The sequence below is a fragment of the Salinispora pacifica CNR114 genome, from assembly GCF_000514775.1.
Lineage (GTDB): Bacteria > Actinomycetota > Actinomycetes > Mycobacteriales > Micromonosporaceae > Micromonospora > Micromonospora pacifica.
On the sequence record NZ_AZWO01000031.1, the window covers coordinates 23,018 to 45,479 of the forward strand.

Genomic DNA, 22,462 nt, shown 5'->3' on the forward strand with positions numbered 1-22,462 from the left:
GTAGTAGTCACCTGCGAACACGGAACCGGCCCTCCTCAGGGACACGCATGGTGGTGAAGTCCCGCCCGCCGCCACGCCCTGTAGCAGCGACGGCGAGCGGGAGACCAACTGCAGCCACGCCGTCCGGCGCGTTCACCTACCCGGTACCGTGCACCGGCGGAAGGCGAGAACACGCCCAGGACCGCGTTGCTGTCACGAGCCGGATCCAGCCGGTTCGGCCGTACCGGATCACATAAATCGACAGATCGCTTCTGATAGGTCCACCTTCACGGACAGTCCACATACGCGGGAATCCCCGTCCACCACCTGATCCGGTACCCGTTCTGCTGCCCAGATGGTCGCTGATCAGGGCCTCAGCAGCCGATCGTGAACTCACGCCCAGCTCCAACGAAGAAGCCCGGGGTTACGCTCCCCGCATCGCCGGTGCGTAATTGTCCTCCGGCGTTGGTTGTTCTCCGGAGGTGTGGTGTGATCAGCCCGCTGGTGCGTCGTCGGAGGCTCGCCACCGAGCTGATCCGCCTGCGCGACGAGCACGGATACCCAGCCGCCCGCGTCGCTGCGGAGATCGGCGTCGCACGCCAACGCATCTCGCGGTTGGAGAACGGTCACGTCGCCGCTGACCTCGACGAGGTCATGCGGATTCTCCAGCTGTTCGGCGTAGATCAGCAGCGCTGGCAGCAGATCATGACGATCGCCCGCGAGGCACAGGAACGCGGGTGGTGGGCGAAGTACACCGATGAAATGGGCACCCGACAGGCCCTGTACGCAAACCTTGAGGCGGGCGCGAGTGAAATTCGCGAATATCAGATGGTCTACCTGCCCGGCTTGTTGCAGGTGCGGCCGTACACCGAAGCACGCCTGCTAATGGACGCTCCCAACGGTGCCACCTACAGCCACACCCGAGCACTCGAAGCACGCGCCGGCCGCCAACGCATGCTGGAGCGGCCGGGCGGCCCTCGGTATGAGGTGATCATCGACGAACTGGCCATCCGCCGTTTTGCCGCGCCCGCGCCGGTGATCGCCGATCAACTGGACCACCTAACGCTCGTCGGACACCACCGCCGAACCATCAGCATCCGAGTACTGCCAATCGCCGCCAAGATCCGCCAGCATTCCGTCCCCCGCTCGGCGTTTTTCACCTACCGGTACCCGGACCCGCACGACCCCGTGGTCGTTGCCGTTGACACGGCCACCGACGACCTCGTACTGACAGAGGTAGCAGACGTCAACCGCTACCTCGACCTGTACGGCAGGCTGGCGAACGCCGCCATGCCACCGGGCGAAAGCCTCGACTTCCTCACCGCAACGGCCGAAGAAATCAGGAGGAATATTCACGATGAATGACAGGCAGTTCTGCCCGTGGCGGAAGTCCACCCGAAGCGGTGGTGCCGACAACTGTGTCGAAGTCGCGACCGCTACGGACCTGCAGGTCGGCGTCCGGGACTCCAAAAATCCCGACGACGGTGTCCTTGTGTTCGGCCCGGATGGCTGGTTCGAGTTCATCGAGGGGGTTCGCAACGGCGAATTCGACGCCTGACCGGCACGGGTTGCAGCCGCCAGCCGCGCTCGCGGGGTGGCGGCCTCACCGTAGCACCCAGCCCTGCGGCGCGGACCGCAAGGCCAGGAAGTGGCCCACGCCGCCGACGACCATCGGTATCGCTTGAACCGGGCAGGGACGCACTGGGACCATGTAGGAGCGTAGTGCTGCGACAATGTGGCGCAAGGGCACGTCATTGCTGGGTCGATCCTGGGGGCAGATCGTGGGGAGGGACAGCGTCCCGAACAGTCACCTCAGGGCTGCCCGCAAGGCGCTACGGTCCCCCTCTGGTTCCGGCCGCCCGATGTCTCGCCAGGAGTTGGCCGACGCCTGCAACGCCGAACTGGCCTCGATGTACGGCAGGCAAGGTCGCAGGCCGCACTGGGCAGGACTCACCGAGAAGGCCATTGGCGCGCTGGAACGCGGCGAGATCCGGTGGCCCAATGAGGATTACCGATGGGCGCTCTGCGCGGTTCTGCAAACCGACAAGCGTTCGCTCGGGCTCTACATCGACCGGCCCGACAACGCCAAGAATGACGAACTCCCGGAACCCACAGAGCCGCACTCTCGTCACCAACACAAGGGGATGGCCCTCGCCCACCCACGGCCCGAGATATACGAGCCCGAGTCGCCACAGACCAGCCAATCGCTCGATGCCTCCGGCTCGCCCAGCCAATGGCGTGCGGCGCTGCGGCGCGCGGTCCTCGCTCGCGACAACGGGCAGGTCCTGCTGCCGTTACGTGAGCTGGAAGCCGCCCTACAGGTCGGCAACATCGCCTACCAGGGCGCTCAGTACAGCAAACTGCGGCAGCTACCCATCCTCATCAACGGGGCCGAGTCCTTGTTCGCCGAACAGCCGAAGGCTGTGGAGATGCCCAGGGTTGCCCGAGCCGCTAGCGGCGTTTACCTGCTGGCGTCAAAACTGGCTGCCAAACTCGGTGACGGCGAACTCGCCTGGACCACCGCGGACCGCGCCCGATGCTTCGGCCTGATAGCCGCTGATCCAGCACGGACCGCCATCGCGGCCTACCAGACCGCATGCGCGCTCGCCAAGCAGCCAGGCCGTGCCGCCGAAGCGGAAGAGGTCGCGGTAACCGCAGCCGAGGCCATCGCCGGCCACCAGTTGTACCGCACCCCCGCCTACCTCTCGGCGTATGGAGCGCTCCTGCTCCACGCGGCCGTGGCGGCAGCCCGCCAGGCAGACACTCGCAGCGCATGGCGCCACCTGCGAGCCGCTGAATCAGCCGCCGATGAACTCGGCCGCAACGGTAACGAACTATGGACAGCCTTCGGACCCACCAACGTCCGGCTACACCAAATCTCCGTCGCGGTCGCCCTACACGACAACAAACAGGCACTCCGGCTCGCCGACCAGCTCGACACCGCACAGCTCCCACTGACGCTAGCCAGCCGGCGCGCTCAAGCGCACCTCGACCTTGCCGTGGCGCACAGCGCGACGGACAGCTCAGCCCCCCAAGCGATGCTCCACCTCCTGGAGTACGAACGCCTCGTCCCTGAGGCGATCAAGCTCAACGCCACCGCCGCTGGGCTCATCACGAAGCTGCTCCGGCGGGAACACCCCAGCCGCACCCCCGGGCTACGAGCCCTCGCCGACCGAGCAGGAGTCCAAGACGCATGACCAAGGCCACCCCCGTCCTCCTGCTCGTCGTGTGTGCCGCCCCACCGGCCGCGAAAGTAACCGAGCTGGCCGAACGGCTCCGCCACGACGGCTGGGACGTGCACCCCGTCGTCACCGAGGCCGCCGTCGCATGGGTTGACCTCCCAGCCCTGCAACGGACAACCGGCCACGCCGTCCGGAGCGAACCGCGCGGACCGCAGGAGCCGAAGTCACTACCACGGCCTGACGCCATCATCGTCGCCCCGGCCACCTTCAACACGATCAACCAATGGGCCGCCGGCATCAACAACACCGCAGCCCTGGGCACCCTCAACGAAGCCCTCGGAGCCGGAACACCGATCATCGTCTCGCCCTACGCCAAGGCAGCGCTCGCCGCACACCCAGCCTTCCACCGCAACCTCGAACTACTCGCCAACGCCGGCGTTCACTTCACCGCCACCGAAGCCCTACGACCCGACACCCCGGACGGGCCATTCCACTGGGACAGCGTGCTCGACCTTCTCCACCGCACTACCCTGCATGATCGCCGCGGACCGAGAGCAACGCCTCCTCGTTGGCGACAATGAACTCCCTGAGCGCATCCGGCTTCAACTCCACCGCGTGCAGCTCGTCAATCGCCACCCGGTCCAGCTGATACTCACCCCGCGCGGGATCAGCGAACTCCGGCCCACTACGCGCCTCCGCCCGCAACCGAAGCAAACGACCCGCGAAGAAGTGCTGAACCGAAACACCCGCACCAACCGGAGCAGTGAACAAGAACACCGGAACAAGCCGACCGGCCTCGCCACCAAGCTCCTCACGCAACTCACGACGCAGCGCGGCCTCCAGACAGACATCCGTCGACTCCACCCCACCGCCCGGCGTCGTCCAGTACGGCACCTGCCCGGGCCTGATCCGCTTGATCAGCACCAGGCGGCCGTCACCATCGACAAGGATGGCCCGCACCGACCTACGCACGATCCGCCGCACAACCGACCCTAACCACGCCCAGGCCCCGCCACCGGACAGCGGCGCACCCGATTGATCCATGGTGCCGACCGGCTGGCATCCCACCCCGTCCCACCGACGCCAACCCGGTCCAACGGCTCCCGAGCACCCACCGAGCCACCAGCCACCACCGCCGTACGCGAAGAAGGCCCCGACCGGCACAGAAGTACCAGGTCAGGGCCTTGCTCGTTGGTGCGCCGCCAGGGACTCGAACCCCGAACCCGCGGATTAAGAGTCCGCTGCTCTGCCAGTTGAGCTAGCGGCGCTCGTTGGCAACGGGGAGAACCCTAGCACGCCAGTTCAGCCGGCTTCTAATCCGATCCCCGCTCCCCTCTTTCGGTCGAGTTTTCAGGACAGATAGCACCAAAACCACCAGGGCGGCCTTGGGCGGGTGGGTGCGAAGGGGCGTGGTTGCGGCACGATGTGTGCCCGTTGCGCGCCGAAGGCGTGGGAGACAGTTCCGCAGACGGTCGACGACCGGCCCCGTATCGGCTCCGCCGGACCGATTGCGCCGGCGTTGACACCCCGGTCAACCACTTCGACGACCAGAAGTAAGGAAGAGCACATGCGAGCCGTTCCGCACCCGCCGCTCCGGCACGAGAGGCGCCGTCCCGGTCTGCGTCGGCCCGCATTCGTGGCCGGGCTACTCACCGGTGTCCTGACGCTCACCGCCGCCTGCGCCTCCGGGGACCAAGCGGCCGAGGGCACCGACGACCCGACACCGACCCCGCTGGCCTCCGTCGTGATCGTCGAGCCGGCCGCGGAGGCCCAGGATGTACCCGCGTCAACGAGCATCACCTTCACGGCGGAGGAGTCCCGGGAGACCACCGTCGCACTGGTGGATTCGACCGGCGGAGCGGTCGAGGGCGGGTTGACCGCCGACGGTGCGAGTTGGCTGCCCACCGGTGCGCTTGAATACGGCGAGACGTACACGGCGACTGTCACCGCCACCGGAGACGATGACCTTCCGGTAACCGCGACCAGCACCTTCACCACGATGGCCGAGCCGGATCAGCAGGTTCGGATCAGCAGCTTCCTCGGTGATGGGCAGGTGGTCGGGGTCGGGATGCCGCTCATCGTGAAGTTCGGACGGGACATCCCGGAGGAGTACCGGGACGACGTGCAGCGGCGGATGACGGTGACGGCGACTCCCGCGCAGGAGGGGGTGTGGCACTGGGTCAGCCCGACCGAGGTGCGGTACCGCCCACGCGAGTTCTGGCAGGCGGACAGCACCGTCTCGTACCGGGTGCAGGCTGGTGGCCTGCCGCTCGGCGACGGCTGGTACGGCCGGGCCGACCTTACCGTCGACGTCAAGATCGGCGCAGCGCTGATCATGACGGTGGAGAACGAGACGAAGCAGATGGTGGTCACTAAGGACGGCGAGAAGGTGCGCACCATCCCGGTGAGCCTCGGCAAGAAGTCCACGCCCTCTTCGAGCGGCACCATGGTGGTGATCGAGAAGCTCCGCGAGACGGTTTTCGACACCTACGATGAGCTTGGGCCGGACGAGGGCTACCGGACGGACATCGAGTACGCGCAGCGGCTCACTTGGGGCGGGGAGTTCATCCACGCCGCGCCCTGGTCAGAGGGGCAGCAGGGCTCGGTGAATGTCTCCCACGGCTGCGTCAACGTGTCGATGGCCGATGGCGCCTGGCTCTTCGAGAACACCCGGATCGGGGACCCGGTCCAGGTCAAGGGCACCGAACGGAAGCTGCAGAACGGCAACGGCTGGACCGACTGGAACCTGAGCTGGGAGGAGTACGTCAAGGGCAGCGCCCTGCCGGTGGAGTCGGGAACATCTCCCTCCACTGACACCTGAACCGGTCAGCCCGGAGTCAGCCCAAGGTCAGCCCGAGCAGCCGGGAACGTTGACGCAGTTGTGACGCCCGGGGCGAAGACGCCACCGGCGAGGAGGGCCGAGTTGTCGTCGACCTGCGACTTGACGATCTCCAACCGGCCGGTGCTTTCGATTCCGCCGCCGGTTTGGTCGGCGGTGTTACGGCTGACGTGGGAGCGGGTGACGATGGTCGTTCCCGCGTTGCGGATACCGCTGCCGTTGCCGACGGTGAGATTGCGGGTGACGATGCTGTCGTTGGTGGCGAGGGTTCCGCCGGCGTTGACGAGGATCCCCCTCCCCCGCGCCGTTGGTGTGGCCGCCGGTGATGGTCAGGTGGTTGAGGGTGAGGTCGCCGCCAGCGTTGACGGTGACGATGCGGAGCTGGTGGGCGGCGGCGGCGCGTTCGATGGCGGTGTTCTTGCCGCCGTTGAGGTTGATCGGGGTGGTGATGGCGGGCAGCCCGCTGCCGTCGAGGTCGGCGGTGAGCAGGTAGGTGCAGTCTCCCGCCAGGTCGAGCACGGCACCACCGCGGGCGTTCGCCCGAGTGATCTCGGCGATCAGCCGGTCCGTGTCACAGGGGACTGCCGTGCCGACCGGCTTGCCCTCGCCCCGGTCGTTCTTGCCGTCCTGGCCCGCACCACGTCCGTCCGCGCGCAGCTCCCAGCCCGAGGTCCGGTCGTCGGGTCCGTGGGGCCCGCGGCCGGACGCCGCCGGTCTGGCCGCTGGCCGGCGTCATGGCCGGCTCCCCGTGCGCCCCGGAGGTGCCCAACTACCCTGACCGGCCGAGGTCAGGTAGTCGTAGGCGGTATCGGTAGGTGGGCACGGCCACCCGCAACCGCAGACCGGGCACCGGTCCACCCGTGGCCAGTGCTCGGTGATGATCCGCCGGGCGGACAGGATCATCCGGTTCCGCAACTGGACCGCCGACAGGCTCGGGCGGGGCCGGGGCTGGGTGGCCATCACCGCTGGCAGGCCCGCTGACGGGCCAGCCGGGTCAGCAACGGCCGGCTATCAAAGATCACGGTCGACTGGTCACACAATGGACAGTACACGCCGACTCGCGCCGCGTACACGGTGGCAGGACCAGTGGCGTCCAGCCGTACGGAACGGCGGAAAGCCCTGGGACCAGGGTACGGAACTTGAACAACCACGCGTGCATCTACTGCCTCCCAAAGGAATGCCACGGCGCCGATAGCGCCATTGCACGCACGGTAGGGCGACAATCGCCCCTCACCTATTACCGGTGGTTATACCTCCATCGTGATGGACAGACGGCGGGCGAGAGTCCGAAGCTCTTTCGACACCGTGCGACGGCGGGCACGACGAATCATCGCCGCTACGGCATCCCGAGCCAGCGGGTTTAACACGAACAGACCCGGTGCGATCTGATCAGCTCGGCTGAACGCGGCCAGCGCCTGCGTATCGGTTCGACCCGAGTACGCCAACGCCCTACCGAGATCCATCCAGTAAGCCTGACGGCGGTTGGCAATCGGCAAGGCATCGACCGAGACAGTGCGGGAAAGTTCGATGACCCGCCCGTACTCGCCGACCTCGACGGCGATAGCCATCTGCCACAGCACGACGTTGGTGGGACCGAAACACATGGCGTTGAAGCCACCACCAGGACCTGGATCTCCCAGAGTGGCGGCTTCCCGCTCGGCCTCGACCAAGTGTCCATCAGCATCTGTGGTCCGACCGTCACTTGTCGCTCGTAGGGCGGCAGCCAAATGCAGCTGTCCAAGGACCTGCCGAACCTGGGGGTTTGCGGCCTGCCGCTGCAGATCACCCATCGCTCGCTCCGCGACCCGAGATGCCACGCCAGCCGCCTCCACGGGTAGCGCCTGCACGTACCCGAACCGGGCCGCCCCCCGCCACCCGTGGTGATCGACGTTCTCCGCCGCCGTCTGCGCAATCCGAGCGGCGTCAACGGCAAGGTGCCGTTGCCCGAGATGCCGCAGACAGGTGGTCGCCTGGTAGGCAGCTTCAGCGAGGATTGCCCCGCCGTGGCGGGCGGCCTCATCGAGCAGCGGCGGTAGCCTGCGGGCCACGGCCGGGTAGTCACCGGCCAAGCGCTTCTGATTGCTGTGCCGCAACACTGCGGTGACCTGCTCGCTCGGCATAGTCGGAGCGCCCCGGTCACCATCACTGATCTCAAGGAGAGCAGCCCAGATAGCGGGTACCGCGTCGGCGGCGCCGTTGAGGGTCGGCTCGGTGGGGTCACCGGGCTGCCCGAGCAGGTCAGCGACGGTCACCTGTAGCGCTGCGGCGATGGCGATGAGCGTGGACCGGCGATCGATACTACGGCGTCCCGACTCCACCTGGGAAATGAATGGCTGCGAGAGCCCAGCCAGCCCGGCGAGCACAGTCTGACTCATGCCGCCACGGCGAAGCCGCCAGTATCTGATACGTGCGCCAATCGTGTCGGCCGGCATGCCGAAACCTTCCCAGGTAGCGGACTGGGCGGCGGGCCGCCCGGCCGTTACCCGGCGAGCCGCCGATATCGACGATACGCCCAGCCCACCGGCCACACCGTCACCTGCCAGCGCGCTACGGCTCGGCGAGCTGCCATCGGGCTAGGCTGTCGCACGTGGACGGGTTGACGTACACGATCACCGACTCGGCTGCCGCCCGCCAGCTCACCGAGGACGTGCGGAACCTGTACGCCGCCGTCTATGCCGAGGCCCCCTACCACGAGGGGCCGGTGCATGTGCGGCAGTTCCGCCGCTGGTGGTCGGATCACCTCCGGCGACCTGGCTTTGCCTTCGCCTACGCTACCGACGGTGGCCGGCTGCTAGGCGTTAGCTACGGCTACACCATGCCCGGCGGCGATTGGATCGAGCCGAACGCGGACGAGCCACCCGCGCTCCTGCGGGCGGCGGAGAAGCTGCTCGTGCCGGCACGCCGGCTGTACGAACGGATGGGCTGGCGACAGTACGGGCAGATCAGACCCAGATCGGTCCCAAACATGGACGTGCTGGTGCTGCGGATAGCTGGCGCACCGCCGCGACCCCCGACGACGCCGCCGGCACCAACGGACCCGTCCTAGGGCCCGACGCCGCCCCCACAACGACTCAGGCCCCCTCCGCGGAGGGGGCCTGAGCTGCGGTGGAGTAGATCCACCTCTGGGGTGACTGATGGGAATTGAACCCACGACAACCGGGACCACAACCCGGTGCTCTGCCAACTGAGCTACAGCCACCATCCGCCGCACCAGGGAACGCCCTGGCGGCGCGACCAATGATAGCCGCAACCGGCACCGCCGCGTCCAGTGGGTTCGGCCCTACGGGCTACAGCTTCGCGGCGATCGCCTTGGCGCTCTCCACGTCCGGCCCCGGCAGCGGCACGAAGAGCGTCCGTCGGTAGTACTCGAGCTCCCGGATGCTCTCGCGCACATCGGCCAGTGCCCGGTGCGCCAGGCCCTTCTTCGGCTGGCTGAAGTACACCCGGGGATACCAGCGTCGGCAGAGCTCCTTGATCGAGGAGACGTCGATCATCCGGTAGTGCAGGTGGTTGTCCAGCCGGGGCATGTCCCGGGCGATGAAACCCCGGTCGGTGGCGATCGAGTTGCCACAGAGCGGGGCGCTACGCGGGTCCTTCACGTGACTGGTGATGTAGTCGAGGACCAGCTCCTCCGCCTCGGCGAGCCCGATCGTGGAGCGGCGGACCTCCTCGGTGAGCCCGGACTTGGCGTGCATGGTCGCCACGATCTCGGGCATTTTGTCCAGCGCCGCCTCGTCGGTGTGGATCACCACGTCGACGCCCTCACCGAGCACGTTGAGATCTGGGTCGGTGACGAGCGCGGCGACTTCGATCAGCTTGTCGCCGCCGAGGTCCAGGCCGGTCATTTCACAGTCGATCCAGACGAGTAGATCTGCCACCGGCCCAGCCTACGCGCAGCCCAGCGGCCCGCGCGCCGCGCGTCTGTCGGTGCTGCGACGGTTAGGGTTCTCTCGTGCCAGCCGAACCCGTCTCCCCTCCCGTCGTGGTTCAAGACGACACCAGCGGGCGGACGGCGCGTCGGATCGTCGCGGTGTTGGCCATCGCCGCTGTGCTGCCCGCGCTCTACCAGAAGGGATGGCACGACTTCTTCGACCTGAAGATCTACATGGCGACGATGGACTGGTGGGTCACGGGCAATCCACTCTACGACTATGCCCAGCCGGACCAGTTGCAGGGCGAGCTGCGCTTCACCTACCCCCCGTTCGGCGCGCTGCTGCTGTCGCCGTTCGCGCTGCTCCAACTGGGCGTCACTGCGATGATCTTCACGGTGTTGACCGTGCTGGCGGTGGTGGTGACCACCCGGTGGCTGGTTGACCCGGTGATCGCCCGACACCACCTGCCCCGGATCTTCACCCTCACCGTGGCGGCGCTGCTCGTACTCGCCATGGAGAGCACCCGCGAGACCATCTCCTTCGGGCAGATCAACATGCTGCTGGTGGTGCTGATTCTGGCGGATCTGCTGTTCGCCGTACCGCAGGACCGGCGCTGGGCCGGCGTAGGGGTGGGGCTGGCGACGGCGCTCAAGTTGTACCCGGGCATCTTCATCGTCTATCTGCTGGCCGGCCGGCAGTGGCGGGCGGCGGCGGTGGCGAGCGCGACGGCGGCGGGCGCAACGCTGCTCGCCGGGGCGCTCCTGCCGCTCGAATCGTGGCGCTACTGGACACACGAGCTGTGGGCGACCGACCGGGTCGGCCGCACCGACTACACCGGCAACCAGTCACTGCTCGGTCTGATCCATCGCCTCACGGTGCCGCAGGAACCCGACCAGCTTCTGTGGCTCGCCCTGGTCGCGGTGGTCGCCGGGTACGGGTTGTGGCGGGCGGCCCGGGCGGCCCGGGCCGGCGACGCGTTGGCCGGCCTCACCCTCACCGGCCTGGTTGGTGCGCTGATCAGCCCGATCACCTGGCCCCATCACATCTACTGGTTCGTGCCGGCCGCCGTAGTGCTGGTGGACGCGGCACTCGCCGCGAGGACGGGCGGCCGGCGCTGCTGGCTGTGGCTGCTCGCCGCCGGCGTCGCCGTCATCACCGTGTACGGCGTGGTGACGTTTCAGGATTGGGGCACCGCCCCGGTGCCCACCGACACGGTCGCGGATTTCGTGGAGCGCAACGTCTACGTGCTGCTGGGGCTGGCGCTGCTGGCGGCCCTACCGATCCGTAGCAAAGCGATTCAACCGGACACTCTTCACGAGATGCCCACAGGGCGCTAACCTGACTTCAGGGAAAGTAAGTGACGTTTCAGTAGCACCGATCCCCCGGTGCGGGACGGCCCTCCGTGTCGGCAGCACGGAGGGCCGTCCTCGTGTGCCTCCGCTACCGACACCCCGCCCGGTCTGATCGGCATCGCGCCAAGGGAGGTTGGACTCGGTTCGGGACCCTCGAATCGCTACCGCGGCGAGTCGAACGGAGCGGACGGCCGCAGCCGCCGCACGGAATCAGCCGGCACGTCGGCCTCCGTCGGCTCGTTGAGCCGCCAGGCCGGGCCGGCCTCCGCGGCTCGCCGATGCCCCACCGGGCCGATGGTGCGCTCCCCGGACGGGCGAGGCATCGAGTGGGGTCGCTCACCTGCGGCGCCGACCGACACGAGTTGCCGGGCCGGCCGGACGAGCTGGCTTCCGGCTCGCGCGACGACGGGGTGATCTCCCGCTCGGGCAGCGGGTGCACCGAGCCCGCTGAGCGAGGTCACCCCCAGCTGGCCGGCCAGCAGCGGCACCTGGTCCGGCTCGACCACGAAGACCACCTCCCGGGGGCGAACCGGTCGCAGCAGCAGCGCCAGGGCCCCCGACACCAGCAGCATCCCACCAGCCAGAAGACCGGCGGTCACCGGCGCGACCCAGCTCTCCCGCAGCTCAGCACGGAGGTCCAGGGTCAGATCAGCGCCGAGTGCGGCCCCACCGAGCAGCACCGGGATCCCGGTGACCAACAACAACACCCCGGTGATCACCCGCACGAAACGCACCGACCCAACCCCTCTCCGTAGCCGAACACCCGGCTGACCTTACCGATCCCAAGCGACGGATCAGGGGATATCCACAGCCCCCGGCGCGGAAAGACGCTGCGGGTCAGGCCTTCGGCGCCGGCTCGCGCCGAGACCGGGTGAAGGCCAACCCACCCAGCACCAGCCCGCCCAAGCCGGCGACCAGGCCGGCGACGCCGAGACCGACGGCCAGCCCGTCCCCCGCCGCCGCGTCCCCCGCCGCCGTGTCATCCGCCGCGGGCGGCGCCCCGTCCTGGGCGGCCGCCGCATCGGCGTCCTCGGCGGGCGCCAGCGCCAGCACCGGCGCCGGCGCCTCCGGCTCCACGCCGTCGGCGGTCGGCTCGTCGATCCACCGCACGACCGCACCATCCGAGTACGTCTGCAGCGCCTTGAAAACCATCGTGTCAACCGTGGGCAGCGGCCCCACCGAGACCGGGAACTCCTGGAACGTGCCCGGCCCGATCCCGGCCTCGGGCTGCGCCGTCCAGGTGATCTTCGCTACCGCCTCGGTGAGCTGGCTGCCGTGTACCTCCACCGGCTGGTCGAGCGTGCGCTTCTCCACCTCCGCCGTCCAGCCCGGGACCAGCATCGTCGAGACCGATCCGAGCGGGGCATTCTCCGGCAGGAAGATCTCCACCTTGGTGGTGGACTCGGTGTCGCTCTCGTTCGGCACCCGGAAGGCGAACCGGCCGTACCCGCCCTGGGCTGCCTCCTTCGGGTCGACCGTTATGTGTGCCGAGGCCGCCCCGGCGGAGCCGAAAACGGCAGCGGTGACCGCGCCGAGCGCGAGCAGGGCGGTGGCTGAGGTGCGCCGGAGACGGATCATGAAGTGGAACCCTTTCCTATTTGACGGCCACGGTGGTCGCCACCGTGGCCTGGTCGATCTCAGACGTGCGGACGGTCACCCGCAGCTGCCAATCCCCGGACGCCGGCAGGTTGATCTCGCCGGTCGCGTGGTTGTCGGTCAGTGGCAGCAACGGCACCTCGATCGGTTCGATTCCCGCCGCCGGCAGCGCGACGGTGGCCCGCCACTCCGCCACCGGCTGGGGTCGGTTGTCCGGGGTGTAGGCGTAGAAGTGGACCGAGTTGTTGCCGCGCCGGGCCGGGTCCACCTCGACCTGTAATGAGTACAACGAACTGGTCAGGGTCGTCGAGAAGTAGCCGCTGTTGGACTGGGCGGTGTCCGCGACCGCGGTCCGCGCCGGGGTGGTCTGGACCAGCGCCGCCGCCAGGCCGAGTAGCACGGCGGTGATCGCCAGCTCGACCATTATCGCCCGCCGCACCGGCGCGGGCCGCGCCGCCGCCGCGCGCCGACGCACCAGGGTCCGGGAGTACGCGGCCACCGCGACCACCAGAGCGAAGAGCCCGATCTTGCCAAGCAGCAGCCGACCGTACGGGGTGTCGACGAGAGCCGCGAAGGAGGCGACCTCGATCAGCGCCTGTACGACCCCGGCGACGAGCAGCGCGGAGACGGAGAGCGCCGCCCAGCGGGACCAGATCGGCAGGATCGCGGCCAACTCCCCCGCGTCGGCCCGGCGCAGCAGGAAGCCGACAAGCATCACCAGCCCGCCGAGCCAGACCGCCATCCCGCCCAGGTGCACCGCGTCGAGCACGACCGAGACCACCGGGGCCGGAGAGACCGCCGGATGACCGGACAGGGGCCAGGTCAGCAGGGCCGCACCGCCGAGGACACCCAGGATCACCAGATCGGTCCGGCCGACCGGGGCGGCCAGCACCGGCCGGAGCACGAACGCCGCCGCCGCGAGCAGGCCCAGCCGGACCAGATGCGCCGCGCCGAAGGCGCTACCCAGCACCGTGCTCAGGCCCGCACCGGTGACGTCGAAGACGCCGCCGCCGTTGGTGTAGGGGATCTGGAGCCAGCCGGTCGCCAGGGTGGCGAACGCCAGCAGGCCCAGGCCGGTCCACGCCAGCCGGGCCGGGCCGCGACGGGGCAGCCGGCGGGGCCAGAGCAGGGCGAGGACCAACACCGGGCCGACCAGGAGCAGCAGGCCGACATAGCCGAGATACTTGCCGACCTTGATGCCCGCGCTCACCACCGGGTCGGCACGGCTGTCGCTGCCGGTGTCGACCGGGGGTGTCGACGGGGCACCGACGGAGTAGGTGAACGCACCGGAGACCGGGTGGCTGTCGGCCGAGATCACCCGAAAGCTGACCAGGTAGGTGCCGCGACCGGAGTTCGGGTCGACCGGGATCACGACGACCGCGCCGTCGAAGTTGGGCTCGCCCCGATCAGCCCGCGACCCGTCCGGGGCGATCACCCGGGTTTTGCCGGGCACCTTGCGGACCGACTCGCTGAAGGTGAGGACCACCTCGGTGGGTGCGTCCGGCACCACCGCCGACGAGGCCGGGCTGCTACTCACCAACACCGCGTGGGCGCTGGCCGGGCCGGCCGGGGCGAGCAGCAGGGCGACGAGGGTGATCAGGAGGCCACCAGCGGCGGTGAGCCGGGCGCTCCAGCGGCGGAGGACGACAGTCATGCCGGTCATGCTCACCCAGAACGCTCCCTGATGCCCAACCGGACCCGGGCCGGCGGGGCCCCAGGACCGGGCCGCGCCTCCCCAGCCCGTGAATGGGTGGTCGGATCTCGCCGGCGAAAAGTTCCCGACGTGGCGGAGCCCATCTAGGGGCAAAGGTCCCTACCGCCACATCTAGCGCCGCGTAGCCTGGATTGTCATGATCCCGGCCCCGCGCGACACCGCATCCGCTGTCGGCCTGACGTGGATCGGCTGAGGGCGGGAACTTGCCGGCGGCGAGGAGCGACCACATGAACGTGACCACATCGAGCAGCCCTGTCGCCCGCTGGCCGACCCTCCGCCCCTGGATCGGCCTCGCCGCCCGGCTCGGCCTGGCCGCGGTCTGGCTCCTGGCCGGCGCCGCCAAGGTCGGGGACCTCGCCGCCTCCGGCCGAGCGGTGAACGCGTACCAGATCTTCCCGTACGACCTGGCGGCCGTGATCGGCGCCGCGCTGCCCTTCCTCGAGCTGGCCCTCGGCGTACTCGTCCTGCTCGGGTTGGCGACCCGGCTGACCGCCGGGGTCTCCGTGGCGCTGCTGCTGGTCTTCATCGCCGGCATCGTCTCGGCCTGGACCCGCGGGTTGAACATCGACTGCGGCTGTTTCGGCGTCGGCGGCGAGCTGGCCCCGGGGCAGACCCCGAGCTACCTCCCGGAGATCCTCCGGGACCTGGGATTCCTGGCGTTGGCCGGGTTCCTGTTGATCTGGCCCCGCACCCCGTTCTCGGTGGACGGCTGGTTGCTGGGCGACCGCGCAGTGGAGGACAAGGATGAGTAGTCGGAAGGGCCGCAAGGAGGCCGCCCGGGTGGTCCGGGAGCAGCTGGCCCAGGAGCGGCGGCGCAAGCGGACGCTGTGGGTGTCGGTGACCGCCGTCTTCGTGCTGGTGATCGCCGGCTTCGTCGGCTGGGCCGTCTACTCCGAGCAGCGCGCCGGCGAGTTCACCCCGCCGCCGGGCGCCAACGAGGCCGGCACCGGCATCGTGTACGGCTCCGGGCCGGTCACCATCGACCTGTACGAGGACTACCTCTGCCCGGCCTGCAAGCAGTTCCAGGAGGTCAGCGGCGAGACCGTGGACCAGCTCGCGGACGAGGGCAAGGCGCAGGTGGTCTTCCACCCGGTGGCGATCCTGGACAGTCGCTCCACCACCCAGTACTCGACCCGCTCCTCCGCCGCCGCGGGCTGCGCCTCGGCCGGCGGGAAGTTCCGCGAGTTCAGCGAGGCGCTCTTCGTCCAGCAGCCGGGCGAGGACGGCGCCCAGTTCAACAACGACGAGCTGATCGACATCGGAGTCGGCGTCGGGCTGGACCGGGACAGCTTCGGCTCCTGCGTCAAGGACGGCACCTATCTGTCCTGGACCAAGCACGTGACCGAGGAGTCCAGCCGGGCGAACGTCTCCGGCACGCCGACGGTCCTGGTCAACGGGGAGCCGGTCGCCGACTGGACGTCGCCGGAGAACATCCGGGCCGCGGTGGAGGCCGCCAGCTGATCCACCGGGATCAGCGGGGCGTCGGACGGGGCGTGAATCCGTAGGGCAGTTCGAGGCGGTGCCGGGCGAGCAGCGCCTCGTCTGCCAGGATCTCCCCGGTGGGGCCGTCGGCGACGAGCCGGCCGGCGTCCAGGATGACCGAGCGTTCGCAGAGCTCCAACGCGTACGGCAGATCGTGGGTGACCATCAGCAGGGTCACCGGCAGGGCCCGCAGGATCTCGGCCAGTTCGCGCCGGGCGGCCGGGTCGAGGTTGGACGACGGCTCGTCCAGCACCAGGATCTCCGGGTGCATGGCGAGCACCGTCGCCACCGCGACCCGGCGACGCTGCCCGAACGACAGGTGGTGCGGGGCCCGGTCCCGGTGCTCGCTCATCCCGACCGCGGCGAGCGCCTCGTCCACCCGGGTCGTCAGCTCGGCGCCGCGCAGCCCCAGGTTGGCCGGGCCGAACGCCACATCCTCGGCGACGGTGGGCAGGAAGAGCTGGTCGTCCGGGTCCTGAAAGACGATGCCCACCCGCCGGCGTATCTCGGCCAGGGTCGACCGGTCCGGGCGGACGGTGAGCCCACCGACGGTCACACTCCCCGCGGTGGGGGTGAGGATGCCGTTGAGGTGCAGCACCAGGGTGGTCTTCCCGGCGCCGTTCGGCCCGAGCAGCGCCACCCGGTCGCCCCGGGGCACGGTCAACTCCACGCCGCGCAACGCCTCGTGCCCGTCCGGGTAGGCGTAGCGCACGTCGCGCACGTCGAGGCTGGGGGGCGTCATCGGCTGCACGCTCCGATCATGTCAGGACCAGGGCGGTGGCGGCGACGCCGGCCGCCACGGCGGGGACGGTCGAGGCGACCAGCCACTGCCCGGGGGTCGCCGCCTCCGCGCCCTGCCACACCTGGGGCATCCGCCCGGTGTAGCCGCGGGACAGCATCGCCAGGTACACCCGCTCCCCCCGCTCGTAGGCGCGCAGGAACAGCGCCCCGACCCCGGTCGCGAAGCCCCGCAGCTGCCACCCGAAGCGGGGATCGTCTCCCCGGGACAGCCGGGCCACCCGCATTCGCCGGGCCTCGCCGACCAGCACTTCCAGGTAGCGCAGCATGAAGGTGGCGATCTGGGTGAGCAGCTGGGGGCAGCGCAGCCGGTCCAGGCCGATGATCAGGTCCCGGGTGGTGGTGGTCGCGGCCAGCAGCAGTGACGCCAGGACGCCCAGGGTGCCCTTGGCGAGGATGTTCCACGCCCCGTACAGCCCGTCCACGGAGACCGACAGGCCGAGGAGTTCGGTCCGCTCGCCCACGCCGAGGAACGGCAGGGCGAACGCGAACAGCACGAACGGCAGCTCGATCAGTGACCGGCGCAGCAGCCAGCCGGGCCGGACCCGGGCCACCGCCGCGACCGCCACCACCAGCACGGCGTAGCCGCCGAAGGCCCAGAGCGCCTCCCGGGGGGTGGCGACCACGGCGAGGGTGAAGGCCACCATCGCCGCGATCTTCACCTCGGGGGGCAGCCGGTGCACCGGCGAGTCGGAGCAGTGGTAGAGCAGCTGGCTGTGCCCGGCGCCCACGGCCCGCTCCTCAGCCCACTCCGGCGGTGGAGGTCGGCTGCGCCGCGTCCCCATCCCCGGTGGGTTGCTGCCCGGTCCGGCGCCGGACCAGCCAGAACCCGCCTCCGGCCAGGGCGAAGGTCAGCAGTACGCCGACGACGCCGGAGAGCCCGGTGGCGAGGGCGTCGTCGGTGATGCCGGTGACGCCGTAGTCGGCCAGCGGACCGCCGATCTCGTGCTCCTCTTCCCGCTGCGCGGGACAGTCACCGCCGGTGACAGTGCCCTCCGCGTCAACGGTGCAGCCCTCCCGCAGCGCGGACTCCAGCCCGTCCGGGTCCGCCGACGCGAAGCTGCTCACCACCCCGGCCAGCAGCAGGGAGACCAGCAGCCCGCTGGCGATGAAGCCCCAGGTCCGTTTCCTCACCGGGCACCTCCAACAGCCGGGACGGGGGACAACGCGATCGGCCCGCGGGCGCGCAGCGCGTACACGAGATCGGGTCGGGTCTTCGCGACGGTCAGCACCGTCATCGCGGTGATCAGGCCCTCGCCGACGCCGATCAGCAGGTGCGTGCCGGCGATCGTGCCGGCCAGGCCGGCGATGTTGTCGCCGAGATCGACGGCGCCACCGAGCTTGTACTGCACAACGAAGCCCAGCGCCGCCACCACGACGCTGACCAGCGCCGAGACGAACGCCGTCACGGCGAGCCCGGCCGGCGTACGCGGCAGCACCCGCAGCAGCGCGACGATCAGCAGGTACGCGGCGGCGGTGCCGATGATCGCCAGGTTGGTGATGTTGAGACCGAGCATCGCCACGCCGCCGTCGCCGAAGACCAGCGCCTGCACGGTCAGCACGACGGCCACGCAGAGCGCGCCGACCCACGGCCCCACCAGCAGCGCGGCGAGCGCACCACCGAGCAGGTGGCCGCTGACCCCGGCGGTGAAGATCGGAAAGTTGATCATCTGCACGGCGAAGATGAAGGCGGCGACCAAGCCGGCCATCGGCGCCAGCCGATCGTCCAGGTGTTGCCGGCCGCGCTGGACGCAGAGCGCCATCGCCGCCAGTGCGATCACCGCGAAGATCGCGGCGACGGGACCATTGATGATCCCGTTGGAGATATGCATCGCCAGGTGCTCCACGCGACCTCCCCACGTGTCCGGCGGGTCTGTCCACGCCACCGCAACAGGCTATTAGGAGAACTAAGCTGTTGCCAATCCTTGGCAACAACAGATGACATCGGTCACGTGGTCGCACGGCCTGGCAACCGAGGTGCGCCGACCGAGCGCCACGCCACCGAACGCCACCCTCACCGAACGCCACGCCACCGAACGCCACGCCACCGAAGCGGACCGGGAGCTGGCACGGCGGTAGGGTCGCAGCCATGACCGCGCCTGCCCGCCTCTCCCCCGGCGACCCCGCCCCCGACTTCACCCTCCCCACCGACAGCGGCGACCAGCTCGCGCTGGCCGACCTCCGCGGTCGCAAGATGCTGCTCTACGCCTACCCGGCCGCGATGACCCCCGGCTGCACCAAGCAGGCCTGCGACTTCCGCGACTCCCTCGCCGGGCTCCAGGCCGCCGGCTACGAGGTCGTCGGCATCTCCCCGGACAAGCCGGAGAAGCTCGCCAAATTCCGCGAGCGGGACGCCATCACGTTCCCGCTCGTCTCCGACACCGACCGGGCGGTGCTCGCCGCGTACGGGGCGTACGGCGAGAAGCAGTCGTACGGTAGGACGGTCACCGGGGTCATCCGCTCGACGTTCGTCATCGACGCCGACGGACGCATCGAGCGGGCGTTCTACAACGTCCGGGCGACCGGCCACGTCGCCAAGCTCCGTCGCGATCTCGGCCTGGACTGACGACGCCCGACGGGCCGCGCCCCCACGCCCCGGCGGGTGATCCGCCGGCGCGCCGAGCTGACCACCGGGCGGGGCGCGGGCCCGCCACCGGAGGCTCTAGACTCTTCCCGCAAGCGGGAGTGGCGTAATTGGCAGCCGCGCAGGTCTTAGGAGCCTGTGTCCGAGAGGACGTGGGGGTTCGAGTCCCCCCTCCCGCACCACTCAGCGGGTCTCCACCAGTCGAAACCGCTCCAGCACGGCCAGCGTGTCGTCGTCCACGGTGAAGTCCGGATCGCCGATCCACCCTCGGTAGTCGGCCCCGTGCCAGTACCTCTCGTGGCCAGCTCGCCAGGCGGCGACCGAGTCGTCCCCCTCGCCCTCGTCCCGGACGTGGTCCAGGTCCACGTCGCCGAGCCGGGTGACCCGCACCTCGGTCAGCTCGATCACGGCCACCCGGCGACCAGCAGAGTCGATCACCGCCGCCCGGGCACCCACGACCGGTAGCTCTTCCCCCTCGATCTCGTAGTCCTGGCGCAGGCCGGTCGTGGTGGTCTTGGTCCCCGCGAGCACCAGGGCGACCAGCTGGTCCCGCAACGGACCGGGGAAGGCGAACTCGAACGGTGGCAGGTCTGCGATCATGCGGGGACCCTACCGAGGCGCGACGTGTAAGGCTCCTCACTTTCTCGGGCGATGGCCCTACCCGAGCGGTCAGGATGAGCGGCATGGCCCTCCGGTTCGTGCTCGACCCCGACCTGACGCCCGCGCTCCGCGCGGAGATCGTCGCGCTCTGGGTTGATGTCACCAACGCCGGTGGCGCGGTGGGCTTCGTCGCGCCGGTCACCGCCGCCGAGGTGCGGACCATCGCCGACCCGACCCTCGCGGCGATCGCCGACGGCCCGGACCGGCTGCTCCTCGGCTACGCCGGCGACCGGCTCGCCGCGATGGCGATCTTCACCGACAACCGGTTTCACCTGAAGACCCACTATCGGGTCCTGACCCGGGTCATGGTCCACCCAGGCTGTCAGGGCGAGGGCCACGGCCTGGAGCTGATGCGGGCGGCGGAGCGGATCGGCCGCCGGTGGGGACTCGCCGCGCTCCAGGTCACCGCCCGGGACGGGTTGGGGCTGGACCGCTTCTACCGGCATCTCGGCTACCGCGAGGTGGGGCGGTTGCCGGGGGCGCTGCGAGTGGCGGCGGGAGATGATCGGGACGAGTTCCTCATGTGGCTCGACCTGAGCGCCGACCGGCCCGGGGGATGAGCGAAGGCCCCGGGGGTGAGCTGCGGCTCGGATGGTCAACGGCGCCCGGGGTGAGCGGTGACCCGGCCGAACCCGCTTGCGGTCCGGCGGCGGGCACGACCTCGTCGTCGACGGCGACCCAGCCGGTCCCCACGGGCACCAGGTGCAGCCCGAAGCGGAGTTTCTGCCGCACGTTGCGGTAGCGGCCGAGGGTGACCAGCGGCTCCTTCCCCCGGATCCCGGTCTCCTGGTCAGTGGTGGTGACCACGCAGCGACCAGCCGGGCCGGCGGCGCGGAAGGTGACACCACCGATGCGCACCGGGCGGCCGGCCCAGTCGTCCTCCGCCCAGGCCGGCGCTCCGGTAACCACGAGGTTCGGGCGGAAACGGGTCATCGGCACCGGTGGCTCGCCGGCCTCGGCCAGCCACCCGTTGAGCGCGGCGAGCGAGGCGGTGCTGGCCAGCAGGATCGGGGCCTCGTCGGCGAAGGTGACCTGGTCACCTGGGTCATGCTCGCGGTCGGCGGCGGGGATGTGGCGGGCCGGCCGGGCCAGCCACACCAGTCGGGCCGGGCGGCCGAGGAATCGACTGACCCAGGTTTCGGCGGCCGGACCGGCGGCGTGCGCCCACACGTCCAGCTTGCGGCTGCGGAAGGTGCGCACGGCGATCGGGGCACCGTCCACCGGTTCCGCGACATCGAGGTCGGGGTGGCCGGCGGCGCGCAGGGTGAGGCCGCCGACCCGGGCCACCGCGTGCAGCGCGACGAGGCTGCTGACCTCGCGTTGGGTGATGCCGATGCCCGCCGCGTCCACGAGCATCCAGCGCCGGTCGCCGGCCAGGCCCCAGGGCAGCACCGGGGCGGCATCGTGGTCCCGCCGCCGGCCCCCTTTGACGGGGTAGGTGTGCACAGCGCTCAGCCGCATCGGCTCACCTTGCCACCCGCACCCCGCCTCGCACCGGCCGCAGCGGCCCGGTTGCCGATGAAAGTTTCTATGCATATGGTCAAAACATGAATGAGGGATCCGTCGTCCCCCCGGGTGACCGGGTGCTGGACCTGTTCCGCGGAGTTCGGCTCACCCCGACCCAGCGACGGATCGCGCACTGCCTCATCCAGCAGGGCCCGGCGGTGGCGTACCTGTCGGCGGCGGAGGTCGCCGAGTTGGCCGGGGTGAGTCAACCCTCGGTCACCCGCTTCGCGATGGCCCTCGGCCACGACGGCTACCCCGCCCTGCGCCGCCACCTCCGGGAGCTGACCGCGACACCCCGCGGCGAACGACCGAACACGGACAACGAACTCCAGCAGGCGGTGCGGGCCGAGATCGAGAACCTGGACCGGCTCGCCGACCAGTTCGCCGACCGGGACCGCGTCGCCGCCGCCGGCCGGCTCCTCGCCGCCAGCCACCCGCTGCCGGTGCTCGGCCTCCGCGCCGCCGCGCCACTGGCCGCCTACTTCGCCTACTTCGCCGCCAAGGTGCTCCCGGACGTACGGGTCCTCGACGACGGCGGCAGCCTGCTCACCGACCGGATCGAACAGGCCACCGAGGCCGGTGCGACCGCCCTGCTCGCCCTCGTGCTGCCCCGCTACCCCCGAGAGGCCCTCGACGCCCTACGGGAGGCCCGGACGGCGGGCCTGACCGTCGTCGCCATCACCGACTCACCGGTCAGCCCGGCCCGCGAGCACGCCGACGTGGTGCTTCCCGCCGCCGTCGGCGCACAGCTCGTGTTCGACCTACACACCGCACCGATGACCCTGGCCATGGTGCTACTCCAGGCGATCTGCGACGCCGCACCCGTACAAACCCAACGGCGGTTGGAGGCGTTCGAAGCCTCCGCCGCCCGTCGTCAGTTGTTCCTCGGTTAGGAGGT

The 22,462-nt window shown here is 70.0% G+C and carries 26 protein-coding genes, 3 tRNA genes and 2 pseudogenes; 14 read left to right on the forward strand and 17 right to left on the reverse strand.

Annotated elements, in window-relative coordinates:
• The first annotated feature begins 468 nt into the window (after positions 1-468).
• From B118_RS0118530 to B118_RS0118545, 4 genes are all read left to right on the forward strand, one after another.
• A complete protein-coding gene (locus B118_RS0118530; RefSeq protein ID WP_028193204.1) occupies positions 469-1,344 on the forward strand; it encodes a Scr1 family TA system antitoxin-like transcriptional regulator in 876 nt (291 codons plus the stop codon).
• Positions 1,337-1,537, forward strand: a complete 201-nt coding sequence (locus tag B118_RS0118535) for a DUF397 domain-containing protein (protein ID WP_016818015.1) — start codon at positions 1,337-1,339, stop codon at positions 1,535-1,537. The genes B118_RS0118530 and B118_RS0118535 overlap by 8 nt, the downstream gene beginning before the upstream one ends.
• 304 nt (positions 1,538-1,841) lie before the next feature.
• Positions 1,842-3,176 (forward strand): hypothetical protein, encoded by a 1,335-nt coding sequence (locus B118_RS0118540; RefSeq protein ID WP_028193205.1) that lies wholly within the window; start codon positions 1,842-1,844, stop codon positions 3,174-3,176.
• Positions 3,173-3,742, forward strand: a complete 570-nt coding sequence (locus B118_RS0118545; protein WP_028193206.1) for a flavoprotein — start codon at positions 3,173-3,175, stop codon at positions 3,740-3,742. Before B118_RS0118540 ends, B118_RS0118545 begins: the two co-directional genes overlap by 4 nt.
• On the opposite strand, the gene B118_RS30685 is transcribed toward B118_RS0118545, so the two are convergent.
• Positions 3,687-4,145: an NUDIX domain-containing protein gene (locus tag B118_RS30685; RefSeq protein WP_080678080.1), complete on the reverse strand. Its 459-nt coding sequence runs from the start codon at positions 4,143-4,145 to the stop codon at positions 3,687-3,689. The genes B118_RS0118545 and B118_RS30685 overlap by 56 nt on opposite strands.
• Positions 4,146-4,353: 208 nt before the next feature.
• Positions 4,354-4,429, reverse strand: a tRNA-Lys gene (locus B118_RS0118555).
• 368 nt (positions 4,430-4,797) lie between these two features.
• Here B118_RS0118555 and B118_RS0118565 point away from each other — a divergent pair.
• On the forward strand, positions 4,798-5,982 hold the full coding sequence (locus B118_RS0118565; protein WP_202902344.1) for a L,D-transpeptidase: 1,185 nt from the start codon (positions 4,798-4,800) through the stop codon (positions 5,980-5,982).
• Between the two features lie 59 nt (positions 5,983-6,041).
• On the opposite strand, the pseudogene B118_RS32455 reads toward B118_RS0118565, so the two are convergent.
• The 4 genes and pseudogenes from B118_RS32455 to B118_RS0118580 all read right to left on the reverse strand — a co-directional run.
• Positions 6,042-6,681: pseudogene (locus tag B118_RS32455) on the reverse strand (right-handed parallel beta-helix repeat-containing protein); the annotation flags it as partial.
• Positions 6,682-6,732: 51 nt separating this feature from the next.
• Positions 6,733-6,960: a hypothetical protein gene (locus tag B118_RS33020; RefSeq protein ID WP_026274039.1), complete on the reverse strand. Its 228-nt coding sequence runs from the start codon at positions 6,958-6,960 to the stop codon at positions 6,733-6,735.
• Positions 6,960-7,151 carry a hypothetical protein gene (locus B118_RS33025; protein WP_080678081.1) on the reverse strand — a complete coding sequence of 64 codons (192 nt, stop codon included), beginning with the start codon at positions 7,149-7,151 and terminating at the stop codon, positions 6,960-6,962. Before B118_RS33025 ends, B118_RS33020 begins: the two co-directional genes overlap by 1 nt.
• A gap of 96 nt (positions 7,152-7,247) precedes the next feature.
• On the reverse strand, positions 7,248-8,432 hold the full coding sequence (locus tag B118_RS0118580) for a helix-turn-helix domain-containing protein (protein ID WP_028193209.1): 1,185 nt from the start codon (positions 8,430-8,432) through the stop codon (positions 7,248-7,250).
• A gap of 155 nt (positions 8,433-8,587) precedes the next feature.
• Between B118_RS0118580 and B118_RS0118585 the strand changes: the two genes are divergently transcribed.
• The gene (locus B118_RS0118585; RefSeq protein WP_028193210.1) at positions 8,588-9,046 is read left to right on the forward strand and encodes a hypothetical protein; all 459 of its coding nucleotides are present in this window, start codon (positions 8,588-8,590) and stop codon (positions 9,044-9,046) included.
• Positions 9,047-9,123: 77 nt separating this feature from the next.
• Here the strand turns inward: B118_RS0118585 and B118_RS0118590 are convergent.
• Both B118_RS0118590 and orn read right to left on the reverse strand, forming a co-directional pair.
• A tRNA-His gene (locus B118_RS0118590) sits at positions 9,124-9,199 on the reverse strand.
• An 88-nt stretch (positions 9,200-9,287) separates the two neighbouring features.
• The gene (gene orn / locus B118_RS0118595; RefSeq protein ID WP_026271008.1) at positions 9,288-9,878 is read right to left on the reverse strand and encodes an oligoribonuclease; all 591 of its coding nucleotides are present in this window, start codon (positions 9,876-9,878) and stop codon (positions 9,288-9,290) included.
• A 74-nt stretch (positions 9,879-9,952) separates the two neighbouring features.
• On the opposite strand from orn, the gene B118_RS0118600 reads away from it, so the two are divergent.
• Complete coding sequence (locus B118_RS0118600) at positions 9,953-11,209, forward strand: glycosyltransferase 87 family protein (protein WP_026185377.1); 1,257 nt, start codon at positions 9,953-9,955, stop codon at positions 11,207-11,209.
• 176 nt (positions 11,210-11,385) lie between these two features.
• Here the strand turns inward: B118_RS0118600 and B118_RS0118605 are convergent, their stop codons facing one another.
• The 3 genes from B118_RS0118605 to B118_RS0118615 all read right to left on the reverse strand — a co-directional run bounded on the left by B118_RS0118605 (position 11,386) and on the right by B118_RS0118615 (position 14,483).
• On the reverse strand, positions 11,386-11,958 hold the full coding sequence (locus B118_RS0118605; RefSeq protein WP_028188906.1) for a hypothetical protein: 573 nt from the start codon (positions 11,956-11,958) through the stop codon (positions 11,386-11,388).
• Positions 11,959-12,061: 103 nt separating this feature from the next.
• A complete protein-coding gene (locus B118_RS0118610; protein ID WP_018812907.1) occupies positions 12,062-12,802 on the reverse strand; it encodes a YcnI family copper-binding membrane protein in 741 nt (246 codons plus the stop codon).
• A gap of 16 nt (positions 12,803-12,818) precedes the next feature.
• Positions 12,819-14,483, reverse strand: coding sequence for a copper resistance CopC/CopD family protein (locus tag B118_RS0118615; protein ID WP_028193211.1), 1,665 nt, complete (start codon positions 14,481-14,483; stop codon positions 12,819-12,821).
• A gap of 278 nt (positions 14,484-14,761) precedes the next feature.
• Between B118_RS0118615 and B118_RS0118620 the strand changes: the two genes are divergently transcribed.
• Complete coding sequence (locus tag B118_RS0118620; RefSeq protein ID WP_018812905.1) at positions 14,762-15,286, forward strand: MauE/DoxX family redox-associated membrane protein; 525 nt, start codon at positions 14,762-14,764, stop codon at positions 15,284-15,286.
• The gene (locus tag B118_RS0118625) at positions 15,279-15,995 is read left to right on the forward strand and encodes a DsbA family protein (RefSeq protein ID WP_018812904.1); all 717 of its coding nucleotides are present in this window, start codon (positions 15,279-15,281) and stop codon (positions 15,993-15,995) included. The genes B118_RS0118620 and B118_RS0118625 overlap by 8 nt, the downstream gene beginning before the upstream one ends.
• A 10-nt stretch (positions 15,996-16,005) precedes the next feature.
• On the opposite strand, the gene B118_RS0118630 is transcribed toward B118_RS0118625, so the two are convergent.
• From B118_RS0118630 to B118_RS0118645, 4 genes are read right to left on the reverse strand one after another with little or no spacing between them, the layout of a single operon-like run.
• Positions 16,006-16,758: an energy-coupling factor ABC transporter ATP-binding protein gene (locus B118_RS0118630; protein ID WP_026185378.1), complete on the reverse strand. Its 753-nt coding sequence runs from the start codon at positions 16,756-16,758 to the stop codon at positions 16,006-16,008.
• A gap of 16 nt (positions 16,759-16,774) precedes the next feature.
• A complete protein-coding gene (gene cbiQ / locus B118_RS0118635) occupies positions 16,775-17,545 on the reverse strand; it encodes a cobalt ECF transporter T component CbiQ (RefSeq protein WP_018826457.1) in 771 nt (256 codons plus the stop codon).
• A gap of 10 nt (positions 17,546-17,555) precedes the next feature.
• Positions 17,556-17,948: a PDGLE domain-containing protein gene (locus tag B118_RS0118640; RefSeq protein WP_018220902.1), complete on the reverse strand. Its 393-nt coding sequence runs from the start codon at positions 17,946-17,948 to the stop codon at positions 17,556-17,558.
• Positions 17,945-18,661, reverse strand: coding sequence for an energy-coupling factor ABC transporter permease (locus tag B118_RS0118645; RefSeq protein ID WP_028193212.1), 717 nt, complete (start codon positions 18,659-18,661; stop codon positions 17,945-17,947). Before B118_RS0118645 ends, B118_RS0118640 begins: the two co-directional genes overlap by 4 nt.
• A gap of 91 nt (positions 18,662-18,752) precedes the next feature.
• On the opposite strand from B118_RS0118645, the gene B118_RS32460 reads away from it, so the two are divergent.
• From B118_RS32460 to B118_RS0118660, 3 genes are all read left to right on the forward strand, one after another.
• Positions 18,753-18,893, forward strand: coding sequence for a hypothetical protein (locus tag B118_RS32460; protein ID WP_018812901.1), 141 nt, complete (start codon positions 18,753-18,755; stop codon positions 18,891-18,893).
• Positions 18,894-18,903: 10 nt separating this feature from the next.
• Positions 18,904-19,380, forward strand: coding sequence for a thioredoxin-dependent thiol peroxidase (gene bcp, locus B118_RS0118655; protein WP_028193213.1), 477 nt, complete (start codon positions 18,904-18,906; stop codon positions 19,378-19,380).
• Positions 19,381-19,493: 113 nt separating this feature from the next.
• Positions 19,494-19,580, forward strand: a tRNA-Leu gene (locus tag B118_RS0118660).
• A gap of 1 nt (position 19,581) precedes the next feature.
• Here B118_RS0118660 and B118_RS0118665 read toward each other — a convergent pair.
• Positions 19,582-19,998, reverse strand: a complete 417-nt coding sequence (locus B118_RS0118665; RefSeq protein WP_018220905.1) for an ASCH domain-containing protein — start codon at positions 19,996-19,998, stop codon at positions 19,582-19,584.
• A gap of 83 nt (positions 19,999-20,081) precedes the next feature.
• Here B118_RS0118665 and B118_RS0118670 point away from each other — a divergent pair, with 83 nt between their 5' ends.
• On the forward strand, positions 20,082-20,618 hold the full coding sequence (locus tag B118_RS0118670) for a GNAT family N-acetyltransferase (protein WP_018220906.1): 537 nt from the start codon (positions 20,082-20,084) through the stop codon (positions 20,616-20,618).
• A gap of 88 nt (positions 20,619-20,706) precedes the next feature.
• Here B118_RS0118670 and B118_RS0118675 read toward each other — a convergent pair.
• Positions 20,707-21,519: pseudogene (locus tag B118_RS0118675) on the reverse strand (MOSC domain-containing protein); the annotation flags it as partial.
• A gap of 86 nt (positions 21,520-21,605) precedes the next feature.
• Between B118_RS0118675 and B118_RS0118680 the strand changes: the two are divergent.
• Positions 21,606-22,457 (forward strand): MurR/RpiR family transcriptional regulator, encoded by an 852-nt coding sequence (locus B118_RS0118680; protein ID WP_018820851.1) that lies wholly within the window; start codon positions 21,606-21,608, stop codon positions 22,455-22,457.
• Positions 22,458-22,462 lie beyond the last annotated feature (5 nt).

What these genes read in the sequence shown, in the direction of transcription:
- B118_RS0118535 (WP_016818015.1), top strand. Translation starts at nt 1,337, where the DNA reads ATGAATGACAGGCAGTTCTGCCCGTGGCGGAAGTCCACCCGAAGCGGT.
- B118_RS0118540 (WP_028193205.1), top strand. Translation starts at nt 1,842, where the DNA reads ATGTCTCGCCAGGAGTTGGCCGACGCCTGCAACGCCGAACTGGCCTCG.
- B118_RS0118545 (WP_028193206.1), top strand. Translation starts at nt 3,173, where the DNA reads ATGACCAAGGCCACCCCCGTCCTCCTGCTCGTCGTGTGTGCCGCCCCA.
- B118_RS33020 (WP_026274039.1), bottom strand. Translation starts at nt 6,960, where the DNA reads ATGGCCACCCAGCCCCGGCCCCGCCCGAGCCTGTCGGCGGTCCAGTTG.
- B118_RS0118580 (WP_028193209.1), bottom strand. Translation starts at nt 8,432, where the DNA reads ATGCCGGCCGACACGATTGGCGCACGTATCAGATACTGGCGGCTTCGC.
- B118_RS0118610 (WP_018812907.1), bottom strand. Translation starts at nt 12,802, where the DNA reads ATGATCCGTCTCCGGCGCACCTCAGCCACCGCCCTGCTCGCGCTCGGC.
- B118_RS0118615 (WP_028193211.1), bottom strand. Translation starts at nt 14,483, where the DNA reads ATGACCGGCATGACTGTCGTCCTCCGCCGCTGGAGCGCCCGGCTCACC.
- B118_RS0118620 (WP_018812905.1), top strand. Translation starts at nt 14,762, where the DNA reads ATGAACGTGACCACATCGAGCAGCCCTGTCGCCCGCTGGCCGACCCTC.
- B118_RS0118625 (WP_018812904.1), top strand. Translation starts at nt 15,279, where the DNA reads ATGAGTAGTCGGAAGGGCCGCAAGGAGGCCGCCCGGGTGGTCCGGGAG.
- B118_RS0118630 (WP_026185378.1), bottom strand. Translation starts at nt 16,758, where the DNA reads ATGACGCCCCCCAGCCTCGACGTGCGCGACGTGCGCTACGCCTACCCG.
- B118_RS32460 (WP_018812901.1), top strand. Translation starts at nt 18,753, where the DNA reads ATGACATCGGTCACGTGGTCGCACGGCCTGGCAACCGAGGTGCGCCGA.
- bcp (WP_028193213.1), top strand. Translation starts at nt 18,904, where the DNA reads ATGACCGCGCCTGCCCGCCTCTCCCCCGGCGACCCCGCCCCCGACTTC.
- B118_RS0118665 (WP_018220905.1), bottom strand. Translation starts at nt 19,998, where the DNA reads ATGATCGCAGACCTGCCACCGTTCGAGTTCGCCTTCCCCGGTCCGTTG.
- B118_RS0118670 (WP_018220906.1), top strand. Translation starts at nt 20,082, where the DNA reads ATGGCCCTCCGGTTCGTGCTCGACCCCGACCTGACGCCCGCGCTCCGC.
- B118_RS0118680 (WP_018820851.1), top strand. Translation starts at nt 21,606, where the DNA reads ATGAATGAGGGATCCGTCGTCCCCCCGGGTGACCGGGTGCTGGACCTG.